Here is a 21,638-nt window from a genome sequence, read left to right as displayed (position 1 = left end):
AAGAGCAGATCAGCGAGCAATGGAGTCCTCACGCTCGAAGCAAGCACCAGGACTCCGGCGTGCCACCGATATTCAAAGACGACATTCAAGGGGCAACAAACACATGGACATCAAAAACAACGCGGCGCGACTCATCCCACTCGCGCTATGCGTCCTTGTCGCCGGCGTCGCGCTGACGGGCTGTACCCGCCATGTGAGCCGCGGCATTACCCCGGACGGCAAGGTGGAAGAAGTGGTCTTCCCGTCCACCGATAACCTCGTGCTGAAGGAAGGCACGTTCCCCAACGTGGATAACCTGCGCCAGATCGGCCCCGGCGTCACCAAGGATCAGTTATACGATCTGATCGGCCGGCCGCATTTTCGCGAGGGCTTCTCCGCCCACGAGTGGGACTACCTGTTTCATTTCCGCCAGGGCGACAAGATCATTACCTGTCAGTACAAGGTGATCTTCGATAAGGACTATCACGGCCAAGCCTTTTATTGGGCGCCTGCGGGATGCGCTGACCTGCTGAAGCCGGATCCGGATGCGGGTACGGTGCAGATCACTAAAGGCGATCGCTTCCAGCTTTCGGCCGATGCGTTGTTCGCCTTCGCCGGCTCCGACCTGAAGGATATCCAGCCACAAGGCCACGCCGAGCTGACGGCCATCGCCGGCAAACTGGAGAACTCGAAAGCGACGGTCATCCAGGTGATCGGGCATACCGACCGGATAGGAAGCGAAGCGAACAATCAGGTGTTATCGCAACGGCGCGCACAGACCGTGCGCGAGTTCCTGATCCAGAATGGCGTGGCGGCTGACGGCCTCACTGCGCTCGGCGTGGGCGAATCGCAACCGGTGAAGCAGTGCTCCGATTCGCTGCCACGTGCTGAGTTGGTGAGCTGCTTGCAGCCTAACCGTCGCGTTGAGGTGGTTGTGATGGGGGTTGAGTGACGTTGCCAGAAGCTTTGGTTGCGATGGCATAGGCTCTTCCCGAACTCATGGGGCCGCGTTTTTCCCTTCTCCCTCTGGGATGAAGGCATGCGGCTTACGACCCAACGGGTCGTGCATGCCTGAATGCCCTGCGTGCTACGCAGGGCCGGGGCGCGAAGCGACGGATGAGGGAATGGAATATCCGTTTGTAAAAAAACTGGCTGTAGAGTCATTGCCATTCCCTCATCCGTCGCTTCGCGCCACCTTCACCCCGGAGGGAGAAGGGAAAATCCAGCTACTCAATTAGTATTTCTATATAGGTGTTCCGAATGAAAAAAGTTTTATCCGTTATCGGCGTTGTCCTGCTGTTGAACGCCAGCATCGCAGTCGCGCAACAGCCACCCACCACCGCCCGGACAACTGCCAATCCCGCCGCTGGAACCATCGAACCCAATGCCATACGCGATGCCGCCATGCGTGTCGTCCTGGCGATCGATGCGGGGCAGGCGGCCAAGTTGTGGGACGAAGCCTCGACCGTCACCAAGAAGTCAGTGGCACGCGATGCGTTCGTTGCCGGCATAAACAAGGGCCGCCAACCCCTGGGCAAAATCGCCACTCGCAATTGGGTTTCGGTGCGTCGCCAGTTCGGCGACGGCCAAGCATTGCCATCGGGTCTGTACGCCTCCGCTGAGTTCCTGGCCGAACCCACAGGCAAGGCGCCGGTGCGTGAGCTCGTGTCGTTCCGCCTGGATGAAGACGGCACCTGGCGTTTCGCGGGATACGCTGTGCAGCCGTAGCCGTCACGGAAACCATATTGACTGAAAACCCTCGTAGCCCGGATAAGCGAAGCGCATCCGGGGGCGCCTTGTGCGGAAGAGAAACGCTCCCGGGCGCGCTACGGTTGTTTGCCGTCCCGTCGCGCTACGGTGCGTTCTTCATCGCGGCGCTGAGGAGCTACCGGGGCGCGGTGCGGCCGCGGGTCTTACCCGAGCGACTTCTTGCGCTATTGCGGCGAGGCGCGGTCCAATAGTTCGATCAAGCCGCGTGACGGTTTGGCTTAACTCAAAGGACAAACACCGCTCATGCAGGTCGAATGCACACGTCAGATTGATGCCAGCGAGCTAAATGAGCTCGGCTTCTATGAGTACTACTACGAGTATGACCTGTACCGTTTCACCGACGGTTCCATCTGTTTTGTTGCGCGTAGTTACGCCGATGAGCCTGAAGAGGCCCATTTCCTTTGTATCGAGGAGGACGGTCGCCGCAGGATTCTGGTGAATGCTGACCTGAAGCATCCGCTGTTTGTTGCCGCTCAGGCCCATCTGCGCACTGTTGGAAAAACGCAGGTTCGGTGGCTTGGTGGGAAGGACGGTTTTGAGTCTTTACCGCCCCATTCGATCCTAGAGGCCTAAAGTCAGGCGTTGAGCTTCATGAGGGAAAAGCCATGATCCAATGGAACAGTTCGACGGATTCGGTTGATTGGTCGGAGCTGTCCGAGATGTATCGGCTTGCCCCCCTCGGCAACAAATCGCCTGATTGGTTGCAAACCGCATTCACGAACAGCATGTTCAAGTTCTTCGCGCGCGATAACGGCGTGCTGGTAGCGGCCGGGCGCGCTGTTGCTGATGGTGTGGATTGTTCTTATATCTGCGACATCGCCGTTCACCCGTCGCATCAGGGGAAAGGTTTGGGGCGCGATGTCATCGAGCGTTTAGTCGCTGCATCCCAAGGCCACCGGAAAATCATTCTTTACTCGGTTCCCGGTAAGGAGGATTTCTATCGTCGATTCGGGTTCCGCCGTATGAAGACGGCGATGGCGATCTATGAGAATCCGGAACAAGCCTTTGCGAATGGCTATATAGACGAAGGCACGCAGCGGTAATTTTTACCTCACCCTTTTGTAAAAGGGGGATCACCCGCCATTCGGCGGTTGAAAAGTATTTGAGGGGATTTGCACTTGCTCTTTTTGAAAGCAAAAGCAAATCCCCCGTAGCCCCCTTTTAAAAAGGGGGCAAAAGCAGTAACTCATAGGGCGGGCTCAAGCCCGCCGCCATGGAGTACAGCGATTTCCGCTCGGTTGGCTTGCGCCCAACCTATGTTTTTCTTCAGTTACTTGCTTGCTCAGGCGCCAGCTCATCTTCAACGTCGGCAGTTGCCGGCCGCGGGCCATACCGTAGTGCCAGCAACGTGCCCAGCGTCATGGTGATCACCGCGAAGATCGGGCCACCGAGCGCCCCGATGCTGTCGACCAATAGGCCACCGCCAATGGCACCGGTGGCGATGGCGACCTGGAACGCTGCTACCAGCAATCCGCCAGCACCTTCGGCCTGATCAGGTGCCGCGCGCGCAATCCAGATCTGAAAACCGACTGGGAAAGCGCCGAAGGCGAAGCCCCAAAGCACGATGGCGATTGCCGTGACGATGGCGGAGTGGCCGGCCAGCAGCAGACTGGCGGCCAGCAGCGCGATCAACGTGCCGCCGAATACGATGGCGTAGCGCTCGCTGCGTCCGGCGATGTAACCGCCGACGAAGTTGCCGAAGAATCCGCCGATGCCATAGCCAAGCAGAATGGCCGAGATAGCACCGACCGACAGCTGAGTGACGTTCTCCATCAGCGGACGGATGTAGGTGAACCCCGCGAAGTGACCGGAGATCAGCAACAGCACGGCCAGTAGCGCCATGCGGACGCCGGGGCGGGTCAATAGTTCACCCAGCACGCGCAAGTTGGGATTGGCGATGGGAGGCAGCGACGGCAGCGTGAACAGTTGGCTTACCAGCGTGATCAAGCTGACCGCGCCCGCGGCGATGAACGCGCTGCGCCAGCCCCATAGTTCTCCCATCCATGCACCTATCGGCGCCGCGCAAACCGTCGCCACGGAAACGCCGGTCAGGATCAACGACATTGCTCGCGGGAACTGATGTTCTGGTACCAGCCGCATCGCCAGTGCCGCCGCCATCGACCAGAACCCGCCCAGCGCGACACCCAGCAACACGCGCGCGACGAGTAGCGTCCACAGGCTGTCGGCCGTGGCCGCCAACGCATTCGACAGCACCAACAGCAGCGTCAGCAGGACCATCACGTACTTTCGATTGATGCGCCGCGTGAGCAACGGAATGGATGGTGCGGCGATAGCGCCGATCAAGGCGGTGGCGGTGACGGTCTGGCCGGCGACACCTTCGGTGATGGACAGGTCGGCGGCCATCGCGGTCAGCAAGCTGGCGGGCAGGAACTCGGCCGTCACCAGCCCGAACACGCCCAGCGCGAGCGAGACCACGGCGGGCCATTTGGCTGCTGCCGGCAGGGCGCCGGCAGCAGGGCAGTCGAGGCAGGTAGTGGAGGACATGGGGGATAGGGAAAGGTTGAATTGGACCCGTAGAGTAGGGGTAAGATATCGGCGTTTCCATGCCGGATATACCGAAATGCTTGCTCATTCGTCCGAATTGACGCTGGCGCCCGCCACGAATCCCTCAGGCGCCGACACGCTGACCCAGGTGCTGCTGGGGCTGCGCCTGGACGGCGTGGAGTACGGCCGCTGCCAGATGCGTGCGCCCTGGGCGATCGCGTTCCCCGCCAAGGAGGAGGCGCGCTTCCACTTTGTTGCCGAAGGAGACTGCTGGCTGCGTACGCCATCATCCGATTGGATGCATCTGAAGCGCGGCGACGCCGTACTGCTACCTCGCGGCAGCTCTCATATTCTGGCCAGCGCCCCCGACTTGCCGGCGGTGGATATCGATACGTTGAGCCGCGTTCCTGTGTCGGAAAACATCTACCTGGTACGAGGCGATGTTCGCGACGACGATGCGTCTGCCGCGCACAGCGTCATATTCTGCGGCGCCATGCGTTTCAACCTGGACCCGTTGCATCCATTGCTTGTGATGATGCCGGACGTGATGCGCGCCGGCGATCTGGCCAATCGCGACCCCACCGTACCCATGTTGCTGGAAGCGATGGAGCGCGAAGTTTCGCTCAAGCGCATCGGTGCCTGCAGCATCTTGGCGCGACTGGCGGACGTGCTGGCGGCCAGCATCATCCGCGCCTGGGTGGAGTGCGGTTGCAGCGACTCCACCGGGTGGATCGCCGCAGTGCATTGCCCAAAGATCGGCAAGGTCATCGCGGCGATCCATGCGGATCCTCAGCAAGATTGGACGATACCTGCGCTGGCCGAGCTGATGGGCGCCTCGCGATCGAGTTTTGCCGAGGCCTTTACTCGCATTCTTGGTGAGAGCCCCGCCAAGTACGTGACCAAAGTGAAAATGTTCCAGGCGAGACGTTGGATCGCCCAAGAAGGGATGCGCATCAGCGTGGTCGCGAATCGGTTGGGCTACGACTCGGAAGCGTCATTCAGTCGCGCGTTCAAGCGGATTATCGGCCAGCCGCCGAGCGCGGTTCGCGCCGACAAGTCGCGCATGCAAGTCATTGCAAGAGCGACGTAGCGCGGTAGCCCGGATAAGCGAAGCGCATCCGGGGCGCTCTACGGGGAAGAGAAACGTTTCCGGGCGCGATACGGTTGTTTGCCATCTGGTCGCGCTGCGGCGCGTTCTTCATCGCGGCGCTGAGTGCCTATCGGGGCGCGGTGCAGCCTTTGGCCTTACCCGGGCTACTTGTCTGATCGATTTCATTGGCACCAACGGCGCCACGGAATCGCGCGTGACGAGTTGATGTGGCACCACGTGGTTGACGACGACCTGGGTGCTTCCGTCTTTGCGGCGAATGGCGCGCAGCAGGATGTCGATGGCGGTGTCGGCCATGGAAGCGATCGGCTGATGAATCGTGGTGAGTTCCGGCCACACCATGGTGGCGGCGGAAGTGTTGTCGAAGCCGACGACGGACAGGTCTCGTGGCACATCCAAGCCTTGCCGATGGGCGACCGACACCACTGCGGACGCCATGTCGTCGTTGCTGGCGAAAATGGCGGTTGGCGGATGGTGCAACGACAGCAGTTTTTCGGTCGCTTCCAAGCCCGACCGGTAGGTGTAGTAACCCTGTTGGACGAGCGCTTCATCCAGCGAAATACCAGCTTCATTGAGCGCCGCCTGGAAGCCTTGGTAGCGGTCCGCACTGGCCGTCTGGTTGGGATTGCCTTTGATGTAACCGATGCGCGTATGCCCATTGGAAATCAGGTGCGAGGTGATTTCCTTGCTGGCGTGAAAATCGTCGATACGCACGCAGGAAACTTCATTGCTGAAGCGTCCCGACGCAATGGACACCACCGGAATACCCGCATCGACGAATTCCATGACGACTGCCTTTGATTCGCACAGAGGCGGCGGCAGGATGACGCCGGCCACGCTCTTGGCCATCAGGCGCGCGGCATTGCGTTGAGCAGACGCATCCAGGTTGTCCCAGGTGGCGATGACCAGTTGCGCGGCCGTGCGCACGGAACCGCTGAGCGCGCCGACCAACAGCTCGCGAAGATAAGTCGAACTAGGATTGGTGTAGATCAGCGCTATGCAGGTGTGCTGCGCCGCAGCAAGCGAACTGGCGGCCAGGTTGGGCCTGTAGCCGAGCTCGTGCACGGCGCGCATGACGCGTTCCTTGGTCGCGTCCCGCACCACACCCTGCCCATTGACCACGCGTGAAACCGTCATCGGCGATACGCCAGCCTGCGAAGCCACTTCGTCGATCGTGACCGCGCGTCCTTTCCTGCGGACTGATTTCATCGAATCCTCCAATGTTGGTCTTGCATTGGTAGCGCATTTTCGACCTAAGTTTTCAGGTGAAACAGTAACGCGCAATACGAACTGCAACTACATGCAAATACCTGCGCATACGCGAGCTTGGTAGTGGTATGAAGTCCACCGGGGCTGAGGACTGAATATGCCTGGCACGACCCTTTCACGTGTGAGAACGTTTTCTGCTGCACTGCATGGTGACAAGCTGGGGCACGCGTGATTAGGCTGCATTAACTTAATGTTAGCGCTACCAAGTTAAGCAAACATTTTGGCACGGTCGTCCATTGGGAGGTTCGCTGGAAGCGCCGCCAGGCACACGAGTTTTGATTTGCCGGGACTCTGTCGGGAGCCGGGTATGCGGTAGCGGGCGTGTCCAAGCGTCCGGTTTTGGAAGCGAGTGGGCTGCGGCCTGCGGGGTGCCCTGGGGGAGGGCGATTTGTTTATCGATCGAATGAGAGGGGAGGGTAGATGAGAGGGAGCAGTTGCCACACACCGAGAATTGCCTTGGCACCAGCGGCGGTTGAACGCCGGTTGGTGTACCAAGCCGCGCCGTATCAAACCACGTCATATGCCGGCAATGACGCCGGCCATTCAATTCCAGACCTGAGGACATGCTGATGAGTCGTAAGCGGATGAAATTCAAGTCGAAAGCCATTTTCACTTTTGTGGGTGGTGTGCTGATCATCAACCCGGCTTTTGCGCAGGACACATCGACTCAAAGCACGCCTGCTGTTCAGAGCCAAAACCAGCCCGCGTCGACGTCGTCTGACGCGACGACGCTGGATACCGTCGTGGTCACCGGCATACGCTCCAGCCTTGACCATGCAATGAACATCAAGCGCGACTCGGCGGGCGTTGTCGATGCGATCTCCGCCGAGGACATCGGCAAGTTCCCCGACACCAATCTGGCCGAGTCGCTGCAACGCATCACCGGTATCTCGATCGAGCGCCGCGATGGTGAAGGCGCGCAGGTGACCGCGCGCGGCTTCGGCCCTGGCTACAACCTGGTCACCCTCAACGGTCGTCAGATTCCTGGTGCGGACGGCTTCGCCGGCGGCGGCCTGGAAGTCGGCGGCGTCGGTTCGGGTACCCGCGGCTTCAACTTCGCACAGTTGGCTGCCGAAGCGGTCAACGGCGTCACGGTGTACAAGACCGGCCGCGCCAGTGTGCCCAGCGGCGGCATCGGCGCCACGGTCGACATCCTGACCGCGCGACCGTTCAACTTCCCGGGTGGCGAGGTGGTGGCGAACGCCGGCGTCAAGGCTGTTTCCGACGACTCGCAGATATTCGACAGCAGCATCACACCCGAAATATCCGGCATCTTCAGCTACGCCAACGCGGACAAGACCTGGGGCATCGGCGTCAACGCCAGCTACCAGAAGCGCCGTGGCGGTTCGGTGCAGGCAACGGAGAATGGCTGGAACGTCGCACGCTGGACCGGCACCGACTCGCGCCTGCGTCCGGGTGCCGTGGTAGAGAATGCGCCGCAGATCGGCCAGCTCTACAGCATGCCCAACGACCTGCGTTACGCGTTCCAGGATTTCGAGCGTGAGCGTGTGAACGGCCAGGCGGTAGTGCAGTTCGCGCCAACCGACGCGTTCGCCTTCACCCTGGACTACACCTACTCGACCAACGAGATTTCCCAGAACCGCGGCGAGCAGACGATGTGGCTGCAGAACAGCCTCTCGCACGTGACCTTCGATGGAAATACCCAGGTGGCCACGCCGGTCTACATCCGCGATATCGCCGGCAGCGCCAAGGACTTCGGCTTCGAGCAGCAGCGCGACGAGCAGAAGTACACACTGGGATCGCTGGGTCTGAACGCCCGCTGGGACGTCAATGACCGTTTCTCGCTGACCTTCGACGCGCACAACACCAAGGTGCGCAGCCGTCCGAACGACCCGATCACCGGTGGCAGCTCGACTGCCTTCAGCCTGGCCGGCCTGGCGCCAGACAGGGTGAACAACAACTGGGCGCAGGAGTACTGGTTCAACAGTAGCCTGCCGATCATGGCGCGTACCCTGTACCCGACCAGCGCCGACGCGCTGGCCAATACCAACGGCGTGGTCAATCCGGATTTCGCACCCGAACAGCTGGGCTCGCAGATCCTGCGCATCTGGTCGACCCGCCAGGACAGCGAGGTCAAGGAAGGCCGCGTAGACGGCGAGTTCGTTTTCGACGACGGTCGCTTCCAGTTCGGCGTCGCTTCGACGAAGTCGTCGATGCGGCGGTTGAACGTCGACGGTCACGCCCATCTGATGACCCTAGGTAACTGGGGGGTGGACGATGCCGGGCAGGTGCCGGGCATGACCGCGCTGTTGCGGCAGATGAGCATCACCGACCAGTTCAAGGACTTCAACACCGCCAGCAGTAACGCTTGGCACGGCAACGCCAGCCAGCTGGCCGTGTGGGCCGAACAGGCATGCGCCAACGGCACCGCGCCAGCGGTCTGGCCGGAATGCGACAGCATCAGTTCTAGGGTGCATTCGACGTACGACAACAACAACCTGATCGAGGAGAAGACCGACTCGGTCTACATCCAGTGGGAACAGGACGGCACGCTGGCCGGCTTCCCGACGAACACCGTCATGGGCGTGCGCTATGAGAGGACCGATGTGGAATCGACCTCGCTCATCCAAGTGCCGGGCGCCATCCGTTGGATGTCCAACAACGACTTCGTGATCGAGCGTACTGAGGAACAGATGCCGTTCAGCGAAAAGGCCAGCTACAGCTACGTGCTGCCGAACCTGGACTTCAGCATCGACTTCACCGACGACATCAAGGCCCGTGCGTCGTACGGCAAGACCATTGCCCGCGCACCCTACGGAAACCTGTATGCCGGCCCGAACCCAGGCGCTCCCGGCGGCTCGGTCCTGTTCGGCGAATCCTTCCGCGCGACCGGCGAAGCACAGAACCCAAGCCTGTTGCCGTTGGAGTCGGACAACCTGGATCTGGGCGTAGAGTGGTATTTCGCACCGTCCAGCTATGTCTCGGTGACTTACTGGCACAAGGAGGTCAAGAACTTCATCGGTAACACTGTTGTGCGCGAGAACCTGTACGGCATCACCGATCCGACCTCCGGGCCGGATGCGCAAGCGGCATTGGCGTTCCTCGAAAGCCAGGCCTGCCAGGACCAAGTCACAGCGGCAGGGCAGGACGTGGCAGAAGGCTGCGCAGGAAACTACACCACGCTGTTCACTGCCCTGGCGATGCTGCGCAATGCCGGCGCGACCGGCGGACTGGCGGCCTACGACGGCAGCAACACGCAGGTCATCGACATGGAGTCGCGTTTCGACATCCGCGGCGAAGCCGACGACCCGCTGTACATGTTCGACGTGAACAAGCCGTTCAACCAGCGTGCCGCCAAACTGCATGGCTGGGAAATCGGAGGTCAGTACTTCTTCGGCGACACCGGCTTCGGCGTTCTGGCCAACTACACCATCGTCCAGGGTGATGTGGGCATCAACCGGGCGGGCGATCCGGGTTCGGATCAGTTCGCGCTGACGGGCCTGAGCGACACCGCCAACGCCGTGCTGATGTATGAGAAGTACGGTTGGTCGGCCCGATTGGCGTGGAACTGGCGCGACGAGTACCTGCTTGCCGCCAACCAGAACGGCAACAATCGCAACCCGTACTTCGTCGAGGCATATGACCAGTTCGATCTGAGCGTCGGATACAAGTTCAACGACAATATTTCCGTGTCGTTCGAAGCCATCAACCTGACGGGGGAGGACACGCGCTGGCATGCCCGAACCAAGAACCAGATGGTCCGACTGGTCGACAACTCGGCGCGCTACATGCTGGGTCTGCGCTACACGTTCTAAGCCTGCCGCGCCGGTTCCCAGGCCGGCGCCGCATCGGGGCCGCTGCGCAAGCAGCGGTCCCGTTTTTCTTTCGGGCGTGCCAGTTGAATCTTTGCCTTCGCCTTCGCCCCGAAAGCGCATAACATCGCTGCGAACACCACGCGCCCAGAGTCGACATGCCCCGCTACGAACTGCTGAACAACGTCACCCACAAGGATCTACGCATCGTTACCCGCTTCGGCCGCGAATACGGCGACGAGGTCGGCCTGGTGCCCGCCTTCCCAACCGAATTCGCTGAGCTGCAGCGAGAATATCCAATCTTCCTGCGCAAGGATTCCAACAGTGGCGACTGGCAGGCGGTCGCGCTGCTGGGTTTCGAGTCCAACGAAAACCTGTTCTTGCACGATGGCCGCTGGAACGCGAACTACTTGCCCGGCTATGTCGCGCGCGGGCCGTTCCTGATCGGTTTCCAACAACAAAATATCGACGGTGAACTGCGCAGTGAGCCGGTGATACACGTCGACATGGATCACCCGCGTATCCGCAGCGGAGAAAGCGAGGCGGAGGCCGCCCTGGCGGGGGCTTCGCAAGCTGTCTTCCTGCCGCACGGTGGCAACAGTCCCTACCTGGAACACATCACCGCCGTGCTGCGTGGCATCCGCGATGGCGCGGAAGCCAGCAAGGCTATCTTCGCCGCATTCGACGAACTGGGCCTGATCCAGCCAATGAACATCGAACTGAAATTCGACGAAGAACACGGCGCCAACCTCACCGGACTGCACGGCATCGACCGCGACCGCCTGGCTGCGCTCGATGCCGAAGCGCTGCACCGCCTGCACCGCAGCGGTTTCCTTGAGGGTGCGTACCTGATCCTCGCATCAACGCACAACCTGCGCCGGCTGATGGCGGAAAAGCAGCGCCGCTTGCGCCTGCAGGAAGCCGCGGCGGCCTGATCACGATGGTCGACGCAATCGCCAGCGTGCGTGAGTTGACGGACTGCCAGCCCGGTGCGTTGCCGCTGGAAGAACTGCTCGCCGCCGGTCAGCCCACCGTTTTACGTGGCGTGGCCCGCGACTGGGGCCTGGTCCAGGCTGGCCAGCGCGGCATGGCCGAGGCAATGAATTATCTGCGTCGCCATTACAACGGCCAGCCAGTGACCTATTCATACGGCAGCCCGGAGATCGCCGGACGGCCCTTCTACAACGATGACTTCACTGCGTTGAACATCGAGGTGCGGCGCAGTCCGCTGGGCGAGGTGCTCGATGCGATCGCCGAGCACACCGGCGATGCACAACCGCCGACATACTACGTGGCTTCGCTGCTGGTCGACACGCGCCTGCCGGGCTTCCGCGCGCAGAACGATTTCGACTTCGCCGCGCATAACATCCACGCGCCGCCGAGCATCTGGATCGGCAATCGGGTCACTGCCTCGTGCCACTACGATGCGATGGAGAACATTGCCTGTTGCGCTGTCGGCAGCCGCCGCTTCACCGTGTTTCCGCCGGAGCAGGTCGCGAATCTGTATCCCGGGCCGCTGGAGCCGACGCCGGGCGGGCAGGTGGTCAGCGTGGTTGATTTCGCCCATCCGGATTTCGAACGTTACCCGCGTTTCCGCGACGCCTTGGCAGCGGCGCAAACAGCGGTGTTGGAACCAGGCGATGCGATTTTCATCCCCAACCTGTGGTGGCACCACGTGCAGGGGCTGGAGCCGTTCAACGTATTGGTCAATTATTGGTGGAACGGTGCACCGGCGTACATTCCGGCGCCGACGCATGCGCTTTACCATGCGCTTTGGTCGCTACGTGACCGGCCTGAAAGTGAAAAACAGGCTTGGCGAGCGATATTCGACTACTACGTGTTCGGCGATGCGCAGCGCGCCGGCGAACACCTGCCGCCGCAGGCGCGAAAGGTGCTGGGCCCGATCGACGAAACGCTGGCGCGGCAATTGCGCGCGATGCTGATAAACAAATTGAACCGCTGAGAGATAGGGGAACCATGAGCGAGAAGAAAATCCGCAAAGTCGTGATCACCGGTGGAGGCACCGCGGGCTGGGTGGCCGCGTGCGCGTTGACTCACCAGTTCCGCGACTTGCTTGACATCACCTTGGTGGAGTCCGAACAGATCGGCACGGTCGGCGTGGGCGAATCGACCATCCCCACGATCCGCACCTTCCACAAACTGCTGCAGATAGACGAGCGCGAGTTCCTCAGTTCCGTAGCCGGCAGCTTCAAGCTGGCGATCTCGTTCGAGAACTGGAAGCATCAAGGCGATCACTACTTCCATCCGTTCGGCACTACCGGCATGAACACTTGGTCGTGCGACTTCCACCAGTTCTGGCTGGAAAGCCGGCGCCGGGGCATGAAGTCCGAATTGGGCGACTACTGCCTGGAGACCGTCGCCGCGCGGGCGAAGCGCTTCGCACTGTTCGACAAGGACGGCGCCAGCGCCCAGCAGTGGTCGATGCGCTGGGTCCAGTCGCCGACCTCGATGGAGCGCGCCGACGTCAGCTACGCCTACCATTTCGACGCGGCGCTGTACGCCGCCTTCCTGCGCCGCAAGTGCGAAGGTCGCGGCCTGATCCGCATTGAAGGCAAGATCCGCGAAGTGCGACAGGACCCGGAGAGCGGCTACGTCCAGGCACTGGTGCTGGAGGACGGACAGGTCGTCGAAGGCGACCTGTTCATCGACTGCACCGGTTTCCGTGGCCTGCTGATCGAGCAGACCCTCAAGACGGGCTACGAGGACTGGAACAACTGGCTGCCGTGCAACCGCGCCGTGGCGATGCAGATCGAAACGGATGAGCAGCCGGTGCCCTATACCCGCGCGATCGCTCATGAAGCGGGCTGGCGCTGGCACATCGCCCTGCAGCACCGGGTTGGTTGCGGCTGGGTATTCTCCAGTGCGCACATGTCTGACGACGAAGCCGCGGCTAAGCTCAAGGCTGCCAACAACAACGCTCCGATGGTCCGCGAGCCGTGGGTGGTGTCGTTCCGCACCGGCCGCAGGCTCAAGGCCTGGAACAAGAATGTGGTTTCGCTTGGCCTGGCCAGCAGCTTCATCGAGCCGCTGGAGTCGACCAGCATCCACCTGACCCTGAGCGCGGTGACGCGACTGGTGCAGATGTTCCCCTTCGCCGGCATCGACGATTCGATCGTCGACCGCTACAACGATGTCAGCCGCGACGAACTGGAGCATGTGCGCGACTTCATCATCATGCATTACCATCTCAATCAGCGCGACGAACCGCTGTGGCGCGACTGCCGCGAGATGAAGCTGCCTGATTCCTTGGCCCAGCGCATTGCCGTGTTCCGCGACACCGCCTATGCCTGGCAGGGCGAGGACGAGCTGTTCCGGCTGGACTCGTGGACCCATGTGATGCTGGGGCAGGGCGTGATGCCGCGAGAGCATCATCCATTGACGCGGGGCTTGGGCGATGCGGACATGACGCGTCTGTTCCAGGGCATCCGCGCCCCGATCGACCGCATGGTGAACGCAATGCCGTCGCACGGGGACTTCCTCAAGCGCTACTGCCCTGCCGATCCTTCGGTCTGGAACCTGCGCCGATCCATGCCGGCAGGCTAGACAATGCTGCTGGAACGGCATCCCGGGCTGCGCATCAGCAAGTTCGCCATCGGTGCGGAGGGCGCACCGCTGCTGGTCATCGACAACGCGGTAGCCGCGCCGGAGAAACTGGTGAACAAAGCGGCGCGCAGTCATTTCTCGGTGCAGGGCGCTTATTTCCCAGGCGTCCGCACGCGTGCGCCCGCATCGTACGAGTACTTCCTCGATGCGCTGCTGAGGCCGCTCGTGCGCGAACACTTCGGGATGGAACCAGGTCGCTTCCAGTTTCCGATGTGCCACTACTCGCTGCTGACGACACCACCGGAACGGCTGGCGTTCCTGCAGCGGGTGCCGCATATCGACTCGGTAGCCGGTAATGGCCTGGCCACGGTGCACTACCTGTTCCGCGACGACTGGGGCGGTACCGCCTTCTATCGGCACCGCAGTACCGGCTACGAATATGTTGACGAGGCACGGCGCGATACGTATTTCGCTCGTCTCGAACAGGAGAGCCAAGGCACGGACGCGCCGGAAGCCGGTTACATCGATGGCGATACCGCGTTGTTCGAGCAGATTGGCCGGGTCGACGGCGTCTATAACCGCATGGCCGTGTACCGGCGCAACTCGCTGCACAGCGGCAGCGTCAATGGCGGCCATGTCCCGCCGGCCGATCCGTTGAGAGGACGGCTGTCGATCAACAGCTTTATCGATGTGCTGGATTGATTCCATTGATTCTTTGTAGGAGCGACGTAAGTCGCGATGAAGCTGTACCGGTACAGCTTCATCGCGACTTACGTCGCTCCTACAAAGATGCTTGCCGACTCCGCTGCCATGATGGGTGTCAATCAACATTACGGTCGTGCCATATAGCCAATCGGTGACGTAGAGCGGAGCTTGCTCCGCTGTTTTTGCTCTGTGCTTTCCACGTTGCGCGCCTGGCTCGAAGAGCAGCCGAGCAAGCTCGGCTCTACGCGAAGCGCAATGCCGATCTCATCCCCGCACCCGAACCCGACCCAAGAAAGTCCTGATCAGCGGCAGCGCCTGTTCAAAATGCGTTTCCAGAAGCCAATGGCCTGCGCCATCCAACAGGTGAAGCTCCGCTTCCGGCAGGTCGCGCAAGTAAGCCTTGGCGGAAGTCGCGGGCATATAGCCATCTTCCGGACCCCACACCATCAGCGTGGGCGGTTTGTGCTCGCGCAGATAGGCTTGGAACTTGGGAAACAAATCGGCGTTGGCTTTCCAGCGTTCCATCAATCCCAGCGCGATGGAGCGTCGCTTCGGCGTATCCATGAGCGGCCAATGTAGCTTCCAGAGATCTGGCGGTACGGTTTCCGCTATTTCGGCATCTACTTCGCCAACGAACTCGTGCTGGAAGCCTTCCTCGTTGATGGCGTCCTTGAGGGGCTTGCGCGTCTCTTCCGATGAGTTGGTCCAGAACTTCCGCAGAGTCTCGTACTTGGGGCCGAGCACATCTTCATAGAGGTCGCCGTTCTGAATAATCAGACCCGCGACGACATCAGGGCGCGACATCGCTAAACGCAACCCAATCCAGGTTCCATAGTCGTGCAGATAGATCACATAGCGAGAGATGCCCAGCGCTTCCGCAAAGTGGGTCAGAAAGCGGCCATAGCCATCGAAGTCGTACTGAAATTCCTCCGGGGTTTCGCTGTAGCCAAACCCAGGATAATCCGGCGCCAACGTCCGCCAATGCTCGGAAACAGCCGGCATAAGGCGTCTGAACTGATATGACGAGCAGGGATAACCATGCGGGAGCAGAAGAACCGGTGCATCGGCCGGGCCGCATTCCCGATAGAAGGTTCGAACGCCGTCTATGTCTGCCCAGCGGTGGTGGATAGCGCCAATGCTTCGCATCGAAGTCGCCCTATGTGCGTGCCAGGGCTTAGGATGCGCAATCAGGTCGTGAACATTGTGTCCAAGCGAGGTGCGGAGCCAAGATGCTCGGATCCTATAGCGAATAGCCGCCTGTCGTAGAGCGGAGCTGCGCCCCGCGATAGCACCGGGTCAGTGGCAATGGAGCCGTCGCAACGGCAGGCGATAGCGAATAGCCGCCTGTCGTAGAGCGGAGCTTGCTCCGCTGCTGTTCGCGTACGTGCTCCGGAGACGGTTAGCCAAGCAAGCTCGGCTCTACACAAGCGCGAGCGGTTTCAATAACCTTTTCGCGCTTTACCTGAATTGCTCTCTTCGTGCCGCCTTTCGAAACAGCCAGGCCGACGCGAGCCATAGTGCAGTGAAGAATATCGGCAGTACCACGGCTTCTTCGCCCCATCCCGCGACCGACCCGATCACGCCGGCCAACGCCTGAGCGATTGCGGTGGCGAGCAATGCGCGGGCCATGCCCTGCGGCTGGAAGCGGGCGATGAGAGCACCGATGATCCCTATGGCGATCACACCGCCGAACATCAGATTGGCCGGGTTGTCTTCGGTCCCGATGATGCCTACCGCCAGATTTATCCAGATCAAGATGAATGCGGTCGCGACCGCTACCCCGACGGTGGCTCGATACGCGCGGCTGCCGGTCATCCGCGCTGCCAATTCGTAAATGCCGCAGGCCGCCAGCAGCATGGCGCCGAAGATGATGAAGTCGGCCGGGCCCCAATTGACTTCTTCGGTGAATTGCATCGCCGCCACGGGCAACAGCAATAGAAGCGCTGCGAGGCTCCACACCGCGACGCTCCAAAGGCTCCCACGCGGACTGCGATTTTCCATATTTTTAATCATTGCCTTGCCTCCACTTATGGATTCAATCCGGCTCGAGCAGCCTGGGCCGGAGTTGCGCTTGGCTCACCCGACTCCGAGCCAAGCGTCCGTCAGGCGAGTGAAGATGCAATGGGCTCTGTGTGAAGCGAGGAAGAAGCCGCCCGTGTCCGATGCCGAACCGGATCGGCCAGGCGGGTGCTCTAAAGAGCAGGCAACGCGCCTTGTTGAACCCGCATCCCGGCCCCATTTCCGGTTGTAACACCGGGTGTCGCATAATCGGCGCCCGCTCTTCTCCGTATAGACAAGGAAACCCATGTCGCACTGGACCATTGAACAACTGCAGCAGCGGCTGGCCGAAAATTTCGGCGCCGCCAATGTAGCCGTGCTGGAAGATGCCGAGAACGCCTTACAAGTGGTGCTGGCCGAAGCCGGCGATCTGGAGATCACCCTGGTCCTCAGTGAAGACCAGATCTACGTGTCCACGCCGCTGGTCACGGGCGCGCAGGTTCAGGACCGCGCCGCCTTCAATGACGCCTGCCTGCGCATGAACCCCATCAATCCATTGTCGAACCTGGGTCTGAGTACGGTGGACGGGCAGGACGTCTATGTGGTGTTCGGCGAGTTGTCGGCCGATTCCACCGAGACGCAGATCGTCCTGGAAATCCGCACGCTGGGCGTCAACGCCATCGACGCCATCGAATCCCTCAAGCCCTTTTTGGTGAAAGCATGAGCATCCTGTCCAAGATATTCACCTTGTTCCGCGGCACGGCCACGGAAGCCGGCCAGGCCGTGGTCGACAAGAACGCGATCCGCATCCTCGACCAGGAAATGCGCGACAGCGCCACCGAGCTGGCCAAGTCGAAGGAAGCGCTGACCCGGGTGATGGCACAGCGCCAATTGTCGGCCAACCGCGGCAGCGCGCTGCTGGCCAAGCGCAAGGAGTACGAAGGCTATGTGCAGGGCGCGCTGGCCAAGGGCGACGAGAACCTGGCGCGCGAAGTAGCAGTGAAGCTCTCCGACGTGGAGCGCGACCTTCAGAGTGAGGCCGCCAACGTGCAAGGGCTGGACACCAGCATCGCATCGCTGAAGACCGCCATCCGCAACACCGAAACACAACTCACCCGGCTCAAGCAGCAGATCAACACGGTCAAGGCCACAGAGGCCGTGCAGCGTGCGCAGTCCGCCGTGGCCGCGCGCCACTCCGGCGCCAACAGCAAGATCGGCACCGCGCTTGATTCGCTGGAACGCATCAAGCAGCGCCAGGAAGAGCAGAGCGCGCGGATGGAAGCTGCCCAGCAGCTGGAGCATGAATCCGGCGATGGCGACTTGCAGGCGCGGCTGGCGAACGCGGGGCTGGTGAACGACCCCGCCAATGTCGACAACATCCTGGAGCGCCTGCGCGGTCCGCAGAGGGCGACGATCGTCGATGCGTCGGCGACGACGCCTGATCAGCAGAAGCTGCTGGCCGCCGAATCGTTGTTCGGCGAGCGCAAATAACCAGTGAGGTTCTTCGACAAGCTGCTGGGCCGCACGCCAGCCAATGCCGCATCGGCCGCTTTGCCGCATCCGGATGCGCTGCCGCATGCCTTGCCGCTAGGGCTTCGCATCGGTGGACGCATTCAGTTTGATCGCACGTTGTACAGCATCGCGCCCGGCGCGATGACCGAAGAATTGCCGGCTGGCTACCAGGGCGTGCCGTGCTACGGCCACGTGAACCTGGGTGATGGCTATGCACTGCATCGCTTCTACCTGGATGACGATGCATTCCTGCAGGTCAGTACGGTGGGCGACGATGTCGATGTGATCAAAGGCTTCATATTCCATGAGACGGTGAACCCGCCCACCAAGGACGCGTTCCGCAAGTTCGTGATGGAAAGCGACCACCTGGGTGCGGCGTCCATCGAATATGCCGGCCATCGCTGGTGGCGGGTTTCCAACAGCACTGCTGGCGACGAGCGCATTCCCGCGATGGTCTACGACGAAGTGCTGTACCGGCATGAGCCCGCGCGCCGTGACGACGACCTGACCCACTATGCAATGCTCTACAGCCGCGACGTGCCGGAATTGTCGCGCGAGGAATTTCTGCTGGTGTCCGCCGAGGATTCGGGCCCTAACGAGTTCAGCATCACCTATTCGGTGGGGATGGACCTGACCACGGCCGACATCGACATTACTTGAAACTTCACTGATGGCTGTTAATTGCTAACTGCACTGAAGTGGTGAGCAGGGAAGGCCTGGGTTAATAGCCTGACTAGCGTCGAATCTTAGCTGCCTGTCAGTTTGCGGACCCCCAATACTGTCATCCCGGCTTTGGCCGGGATGACGTCATGAGGAAGCCCACCCAACAGGCGCAGCAGAGATTCGACGCTAGGTTTAATAAGGAATTTTGCTTTTGCTTTTTCTGCCCCCCGCGCTCGTGCAACGCTAGAATCTATCGATCCGCGCCGACCGTCCATTCCAAGGAATTCCCATGCAGCAGGCCATCACCCTCGAAAGCTTTCTCGCCTTTCTGACTTACTTCGGCGCCGGCGTGGCCGTCCTGTTCGTGGCGGCGGCCATCGTGCTGTTGGTGACGCCGCACAGCGAAATAAAGCTGATCCGCGCCGGCAATAGCTCCGCCGCGATCGCATTCGCGGGTAGCCTGATCGGTTTGGCGCTCCCCATCCATTCGGCCATCAGCCATTCGGTAAGCCTGCTCGACGCGCTGATCTGGGGCATGGTGGCTGCGATCGTGCAGGTGCTCGCGTTCCTGATCGCACGCATCGCCAGCGGCAAGCTGTCGAACCAGATCGACGAGAACGTGATGTCCGCCGGCATCTTCAGCGCCGCCATTGCCATCAGTCTCGGCCTGATCAACGCGGCCGCGATCACACCATGAACGGGCACATTGTGAAGGGGCGCACCATGAAACGTTCCCGCAACCTCAGACTCTCGTTGATGGCCGTCGCCGTGCCGGCCGGGCTGGCAGCGTGCGGCTCGGGCGAGCCGACCGGTGTGGTGCTGGATTCGATTGCCGACTGCCAAACGCAACAAGTCGAGGCGGCTCAGTGCGAAGCGGCTTACAACAAGGCCGTGGCGGAGCATCAGCGTGTGGCGCCGCGGTTCGATGATGTGGTGCAGTGCGAGCAGGATTTCGGCCGGTGCGAAGCGGTGCAGGAAGAAGGCCGTACCAGCTACATCCCACCGATGGGCGGCTTTTTGCTGGGCTACATGCTGGGCGGTGGCTTCAACAACAACAGCGGCTTGCGTGGAGTATCCGGCGCCGCGCCCCTGTATCGCGACTACCGCGGCCGTTACATCAATCCGAACGGCGATATGGTCAGCCGGCAGCCCGGCACGGTGACCGGCAGGCGCGGCAGCATCGCCACGCCGGCACGCGCCATCACGGTGTCGCGTTCTGGGTTCGGTTCCAGTTCCGCGGCGCGTAGCGCGTTCGGTTCGCGCGGATTTGGTGGCTGACCTTGCAACGCATTCCTATCACCCCACGGCCGGATTGGAAAAACCAAGCCGAAAAACTCGGCTTCCAGTTTCATACCATCGATGGCGAACCTTACTGGGACGAGTCAGCCTACTACGCCTTTACTCTGCGCCAGATTGAAGACGACCTGGAGCAGCCCAGCCAGGAACTCCACGACATGGCGATGGCGCTGGTCGATGAGGTGGTGGGCAGCGAGGAGCTGCTGACCGCGTTGCATATCCCGCAGCGCTACTGGGACTGGATAGCGGCATCCTGGCGCACCGGCGAGCCTCATCTGTATGGCCGTCTGGACCTGGCCTACGACGGCAAGGGCCCGGCCAAACTGTACGAACTGAACTACGACACGCCTACATCCTTGTACGAATCTGCTTATTTCCAGTGGCTGTGGCTGGAACAGCAGATCGAAGCGAAGGCGTTGCCGGCGGGTGCCGATCAGTACAACAGCGTGCAGGAAGCCTTGTGCGAAACATTCGCCACGCTGGCGCTTCAGCAACGCATCGGCAAGCGCGTGCATTTCGCTGCGGTACGCGAGTCGGTCGAAGACCAGGCCACGGTGCTTTATCTGCGCGACTGTGCCAGCCAGGTAGGCATCGACACCGCGCTTGTAGCCGTGGAGGACATCGGTCTGAGCGCCGACGGCTGGTTCACCGATCGCGACGATCAAGTGATCCAGACGCTTTTCAAGCTGTATCCGCTCGAATTCATGATGGAAGAGGAATTCGGTCCCAGCCTGATCGCCAACAGGATGCAGCTGCTGGAGCCACCGTGGAAAGCCATTCTGAGCAACAAGGGCATTCTGCCGTTGCTGTGGGAACGCCATCGTGGTCATCCCAATCTGCTCGAGGCGTACTTCGAGGCGAGCCCAGGCACTGAGCTGGGTTCGGGATTCGTGCGCAAGCCACTGTTCTCGCGCGAAGGCGCCAACGTGGACGTGGTGACCGCCGCGGGCGAACGCTTCGGCACGGCCGGCCCATATGGCGACGGGCCGGCGATCGTGCAGGCCTATCATCCGCTGCCGCGGTTCGATGGCAACTATCCGCTGGTAGGCAGCTGGATCGTCGCCGACCGTGCCTGCGGTGTGGGCATGCGCGAAGACACCACCCTGATCACCCAGGACACCTCGCGCTTCGTGCCGCACGCGATTATCGGTTGATGAATTGGCCGCTGCTGCCGTTTTCTTTACCGCGATTCCCTTCAAACCTGTGGGAGCGACGTAAGTCGCGATGAAGCTTTACGGGTAAAGCTTCATCGCGACTTACGTCGCTCCTACACGTTTGGTAAAACAGGTGCCGCGGCGAACAGCTACAACTGTATTCGCGATTATCTCGCCCATTTTGTGCTGTGCCGCATCGACCGGCGCCTTGCCTTAGGCGGTGTTCCATCCAATCACGCGGGACGAACAAACCCGCGCGCATCCTCCCGGCTCGGAGGGCGCACGCACCGGTTAGGGGAAATCACAGGGAAGCAGCCACAGGAAGCGGTCGACCGTCTCGAC

General features: G+C 61.3%; 20 protein-coding genes. 16 read left to right on the top strand and 4 right to left on the bottom strand.

Going from position 1 to position 21,638, the window contains the following annotated elements; translation table 11 throughout:
- Positions 1-103 precede the first annotated feature (103 nt).
- The 4 genes from AADW18_RS03285 (at position 104) to AADW18_RS03270 (ending at position 2,792) form a co-directional block, all read left to right on the top strand.
- Complete coding sequence (locus AADW18_RS03285; protein WP_337341910.1) at positions 104-931, top strand: OmpA family protein; 828 nt, start codon at positions 104-106, stop codon at positions 929-931.
- A 308-nt stretch (positions 932-1,239) separates the two neighbouring features.
- Positions 1,240-1,707, top strand: a complete 468-nt coding sequence (locus AADW18_RS03280) for a DUF4019 domain-containing protein (RefSeq protein WP_337341909.1) — start codon at positions 1,240-1,242, stop codon at positions 1,705-1,707.
- Positions 1,708-1,992: 285 nt separating this feature from the next.
- The gene (locus tag AADW18_RS03275; protein WP_337341908.1) at positions 1,993-2,322 is read left to right on the top strand and encodes a hypothetical protein; all 330 of its coding nucleotides are present in this window, start codon (positions 1,993-1,995) and stop codon (positions 2,320-2,322) included.
- Between the two features lie 32 nt (positions 2,323-2,354).
- A complete protein-coding gene (locus AADW18_RS03270; protein WP_337341907.1) occupies positions 2,355-2,792 on the top strand; it encodes a GNAT family N-acetyltransferase in 438 nt (145 codons plus the stop codon).
- A 223-nt stretch (positions 2,793-3,015) separates the two neighbouring features.
- Here the strand turns inward: AADW18_RS03270 and AADW18_RS03265 are convergent, their stop codons facing one another.
- The gene (locus AADW18_RS03265) at positions 3,016-4,254 is read right to left on the bottom strand and encodes an MFS transporter (protein WP_337341906.1); all 1,239 of its coding nucleotides are present in this window, start codon (positions 4,252-4,254) and stop codon (positions 3,016-3,018) included.
- A 76-nt stretch (positions 4,255-4,330) separates the two neighbouring features.
- On the opposite strand from AADW18_RS03265, the gene AADW18_RS03260 reads away from it, so the two are divergent.
- Entirely contained in the window at positions 4,331-5,344 is a 1,014-nt protein-coding gene (locus tag AADW18_RS03260; protein ID WP_337341905.1) for an AraC family transcriptional regulator, read from the top strand.
- 108 nt (positions 5,345-5,452) lie between these two features.
- Here the strand turns inward: AADW18_RS03260 and AADW18_RS03255 are convergent, their stop codons facing one another.
- Positions 5,453-6,583 carry a LacI family DNA-binding transcriptional regulator gene (locus tag AADW18_RS03255; protein WP_337341904.1) on the bottom strand — a complete coding sequence of 377 codons (1,131 nt, stop codon included), beginning with the start codon at positions 6,581-6,583 and terminating at the stop codon, positions 5,453-5,455.
- A 617-nt stretch (positions 6,584-7,200) separates the two neighbouring features.
- Between AADW18_RS03255 and AADW18_RS03250 the strand changes: the two genes are divergently transcribed.
- From AADW18_RS03250 to AADW18_RS03230, 5 genes are all read left to right on the top strand, one after another.
- Positions 7,201-10,407 carry a TonB-dependent receptor gene (locus AADW18_RS03250; RefSeq protein WP_337341903.1) on the top strand — a complete coding sequence of 1,069 codons (3,207 nt, stop codon included), beginning with the start codon at positions 7,201-7,203 and terminating at the stop codon, positions 10,405-10,407.
- Positions 10,408-10,562: 155 nt separating this feature from the next.
- Entirely contained in the window at positions 10,563-11,339 is a 777-nt protein-coding gene (locus AADW18_RS03245; RefSeq protein WP_337341902.1) for a SapC family protein, read from the top strand.
- 5 nt (positions 11,340-11,344) lie between these two features.
- The gene (locus tag AADW18_RS03240) at positions 11,345-12,367 is read left to right on the top strand and encodes a cupin-like domain-containing protein (RefSeq protein ID WP_337341901.1); all 1,023 of its coding nucleotides are present in this window, start codon (positions 11,345-11,347) and stop codon (positions 12,365-12,367) included.
- Positions 12,368-12,381: 14 nt separating this feature from the next.
- A complete protein-coding gene (locus AADW18_RS03235) occupies positions 12,382-13,968 on the top strand; it encodes a tryptophan halogenase family protein (protein WP_337341900.1) in 1,587 nt (528 codons plus the stop codon).
- Positions 13,969-13,971: 3 nt separating this feature from the next.
- A complete protein-coding gene (locus AADW18_RS03230) occupies positions 13,972-14,670 on the top strand; it encodes a DUF6445 family protein (protein ID WP_337341899.1) in 699 nt (232 codons plus the stop codon).
- A gap of 267 nt (positions 14,671-14,937) precedes the next feature.
- Here the strand turns inward: AADW18_RS03230 and AADW18_RS03225 are convergent, their stop codons facing one another.
- Positions 14,938-15,819 carry an alpha/beta hydrolase gene (locus tag AADW18_RS03225; protein ID WP_337341898.1) on the bottom strand — a complete coding sequence of 294 codons (882 nt, stop codon included), beginning with the start codon at positions 15,817-15,819 and terminating at the stop codon, positions 14,938-14,940.
- Between the two features lie 312 nt (positions 15,820-16,131).
- Positions 16,132-16,632 carry a hypothetical protein gene (locus AADW18_RS03220; protein ID WP_337341897.1) on the bottom strand — a complete coding sequence of 167 codons (501 nt, stop codon included), beginning with the start codon at positions 16,630-16,632 and terminating at the stop codon, positions 16,132-16,134.
- A 346-nt stretch (positions 16,633-16,978) separates the two neighbouring features.
- Here AADW18_RS03220 and AADW18_RS03215 point away from each other — a divergent pair, with 346 nt between their 5' ends.
- The 6 genes from AADW18_RS03215 (at position 16,979) to AADW18_RS03190 (ending at position 21,296) form a co-directional block, all read left to right on the top strand.
- Entirely contained in the window at positions 16,979-17,395 is a 417-nt protein-coding gene (locus AADW18_RS03215) for a DUF2170 family protein (RefSeq protein ID WP_337341896.1), read from the top strand.
- Positions 17,392-18,162, top strand: a complete 771-nt coding sequence (locus AADW18_RS03210; RefSeq protein WP_337341895.1) for a PspA/IM30 family protein — start codon at positions 17,392-17,394, stop codon at positions 18,160-18,162. Before AADW18_RS03215 ends, AADW18_RS03210 begins: the two co-directional genes overlap by 4 nt.
- A 21-nt stretch (positions 18,163-18,183) precedes the next feature.
- Positions 18,184-18,843 carry a DUF2491 family protein gene (locus AADW18_RS03205; RefSeq protein ID WP_337342113.1) on the top strand — a complete coding sequence of 220 codons (660 nt, stop codon included), beginning with the start codon at positions 18,184-18,186 and terminating at the stop codon, positions 18,841-18,843.
- A gap of 292 nt (positions 18,844-19,135) precedes the next feature.
- A complete protein-coding gene (locus AADW18_RS03200) occupies positions 19,136-19,543 on the top strand; it encodes a DUF350 domain-containing protein (RefSeq protein ID WP_337341894.1) in 408 nt (135 codons plus the stop codon).
- A gap of 26 nt (positions 19,544-19,569) precedes the next feature.
- Complete coding sequence (locus AADW18_RS03195) at positions 19,570-20,124, top strand: DUF1190 domain-containing protein (protein WP_337341893.1); 555 nt, start codon at positions 19,570-19,572, stop codon at positions 20,122-20,124.
- Between the two features lie 2 nt (positions 20,125-20,126).
- The gene (locus AADW18_RS03190; protein ID WP_337341892.1) at positions 20,127-21,296 is read left to right on the top strand and encodes a glutathionylspermidine synthase family protein; all 1,170 of its coding nucleotides are present in this window, start codon (positions 20,127-20,129) and stop codon (positions 21,294-21,296) included.
- Positions 21,297-21,638 lie beyond the last annotated feature (342 nt).

Source organism: Pseudoxanthomonas sp. CCNWLY206-1, assembly GCF_039710385.1.
Classification (GTDB): Bacteria; Pseudomonadota; Gammaproteobacteria; order Xanthomonadales; family Xanthomonadaceae; genus Pseudoxanthomonas_A.
Note: the sequence above shows the minus strand (reverse complement) of the source record. Positions and strands in the feature narration are given on the sequence as shown.

Coding starts and splice junctions, on each gene's coding strand:
- AADW18_RS03275 (WP_337341908.1), top strand. CDS start 1,993: ATGCAGGTCGAATGCACACGTCAGATTGATGCCAGCGAGCTAAATGAG.
- AADW18_RS03235 (WP_337341900.1), top strand. CDS start 12,382: ATGAGCGAGAAGAAAATCCGCAAAGTCGTGATCACCGGTGGAGGCACC.
- AADW18_RS03215 (WP_337341896.1), top strand. CDS start 16,979: ATGTCGCACTGGACCATTGAACAACTGCAGCAGCGGCTGGCCGAAAAT.
- AADW18_RS03260 (WP_337341905.1), top strand. CDS start 4,331: ATGCTTGCTCATTCGTCCGAATTGACGCTGGCGCCCGCCACGAATCCC.
- AADW18_RS03250 (WP_337341903.1), top strand. CDS start 7,201: ATGAGTCGTAAGCGGATGAAATTCAAGTCGAAAGCCATTTTCACTTTT.
- AADW18_RS03280 (WP_337341909.1), top strand. CDS start 1,240: ATGAAAAAAGTTTTATCCGTTATCGGCGTTGTCCTGCTGTTGAACGCC.
- AADW18_RS03230 (WP_337341899.1), top strand. CDS start 13,972: ATGCTGCTGGAACGGCATCCCGGGCTGCGCATCAGCAAGTTCGCCATC.
- AADW18_RS03270 (WP_337341907.1), top strand. CDS start 2,355: ATGATCCAATGGAACAGTTCGACGGATTCGGTTGATTGGTCGGAGCTG.
- AADW18_RS03195 (WP_337341893.1), top strand. CDS start 19,570: ATGAAACGTTCCCGCAACCTCAGACTCTCGTTGATGGCCGTCGCCGTG.
- AADW18_RS03200 (WP_337341894.1), top strand. CDS start 19,136: ATGCAGCAGGCCATCACCCTCGAAAGCTTTCTCGCCTTTCTGACTTAC.
- AADW18_RS03225 (WP_337341898.1), bottom strand. CDS start 15,819: ATGCGAAGCATTGGCGCTATCCACCACCGCTGGGCAGACATAGACGGC.
- AADW18_RS03240 (WP_337341901.1), top strand. CDS start 11,345: ATGGTCGACGCAATCGCCAGCGTGCGTGAGTTGACGGACTGCCAGCCC.
- AADW18_RS03210 (WP_337341895.1), top strand. CDS start 17,392: ATGAGCATCCTGTCCAAGATATTCACCTTGTTCCGCGGCACGGCCACG.
- AADW18_RS03285 (WP_337341910.1), top strand. CDS start 104: ATGGACATCAAAAACAACGCGGCGCGACTCATCCCACTCGCGCTATGC.
- AADW18_RS03265 (WP_337341906.1), bottom strand. CDS start 4,254: ATGTCCTCCACTACCTGCCTCGACTGCCCTGCTGCCGGCGCCCTGCCG.
- AADW18_RS03245 (WP_337341902.1), top strand. CDS start 10,563: ATGCCCCGCTACGAACTGCTGAACAACGTCACCCACAAGGATCTACGC.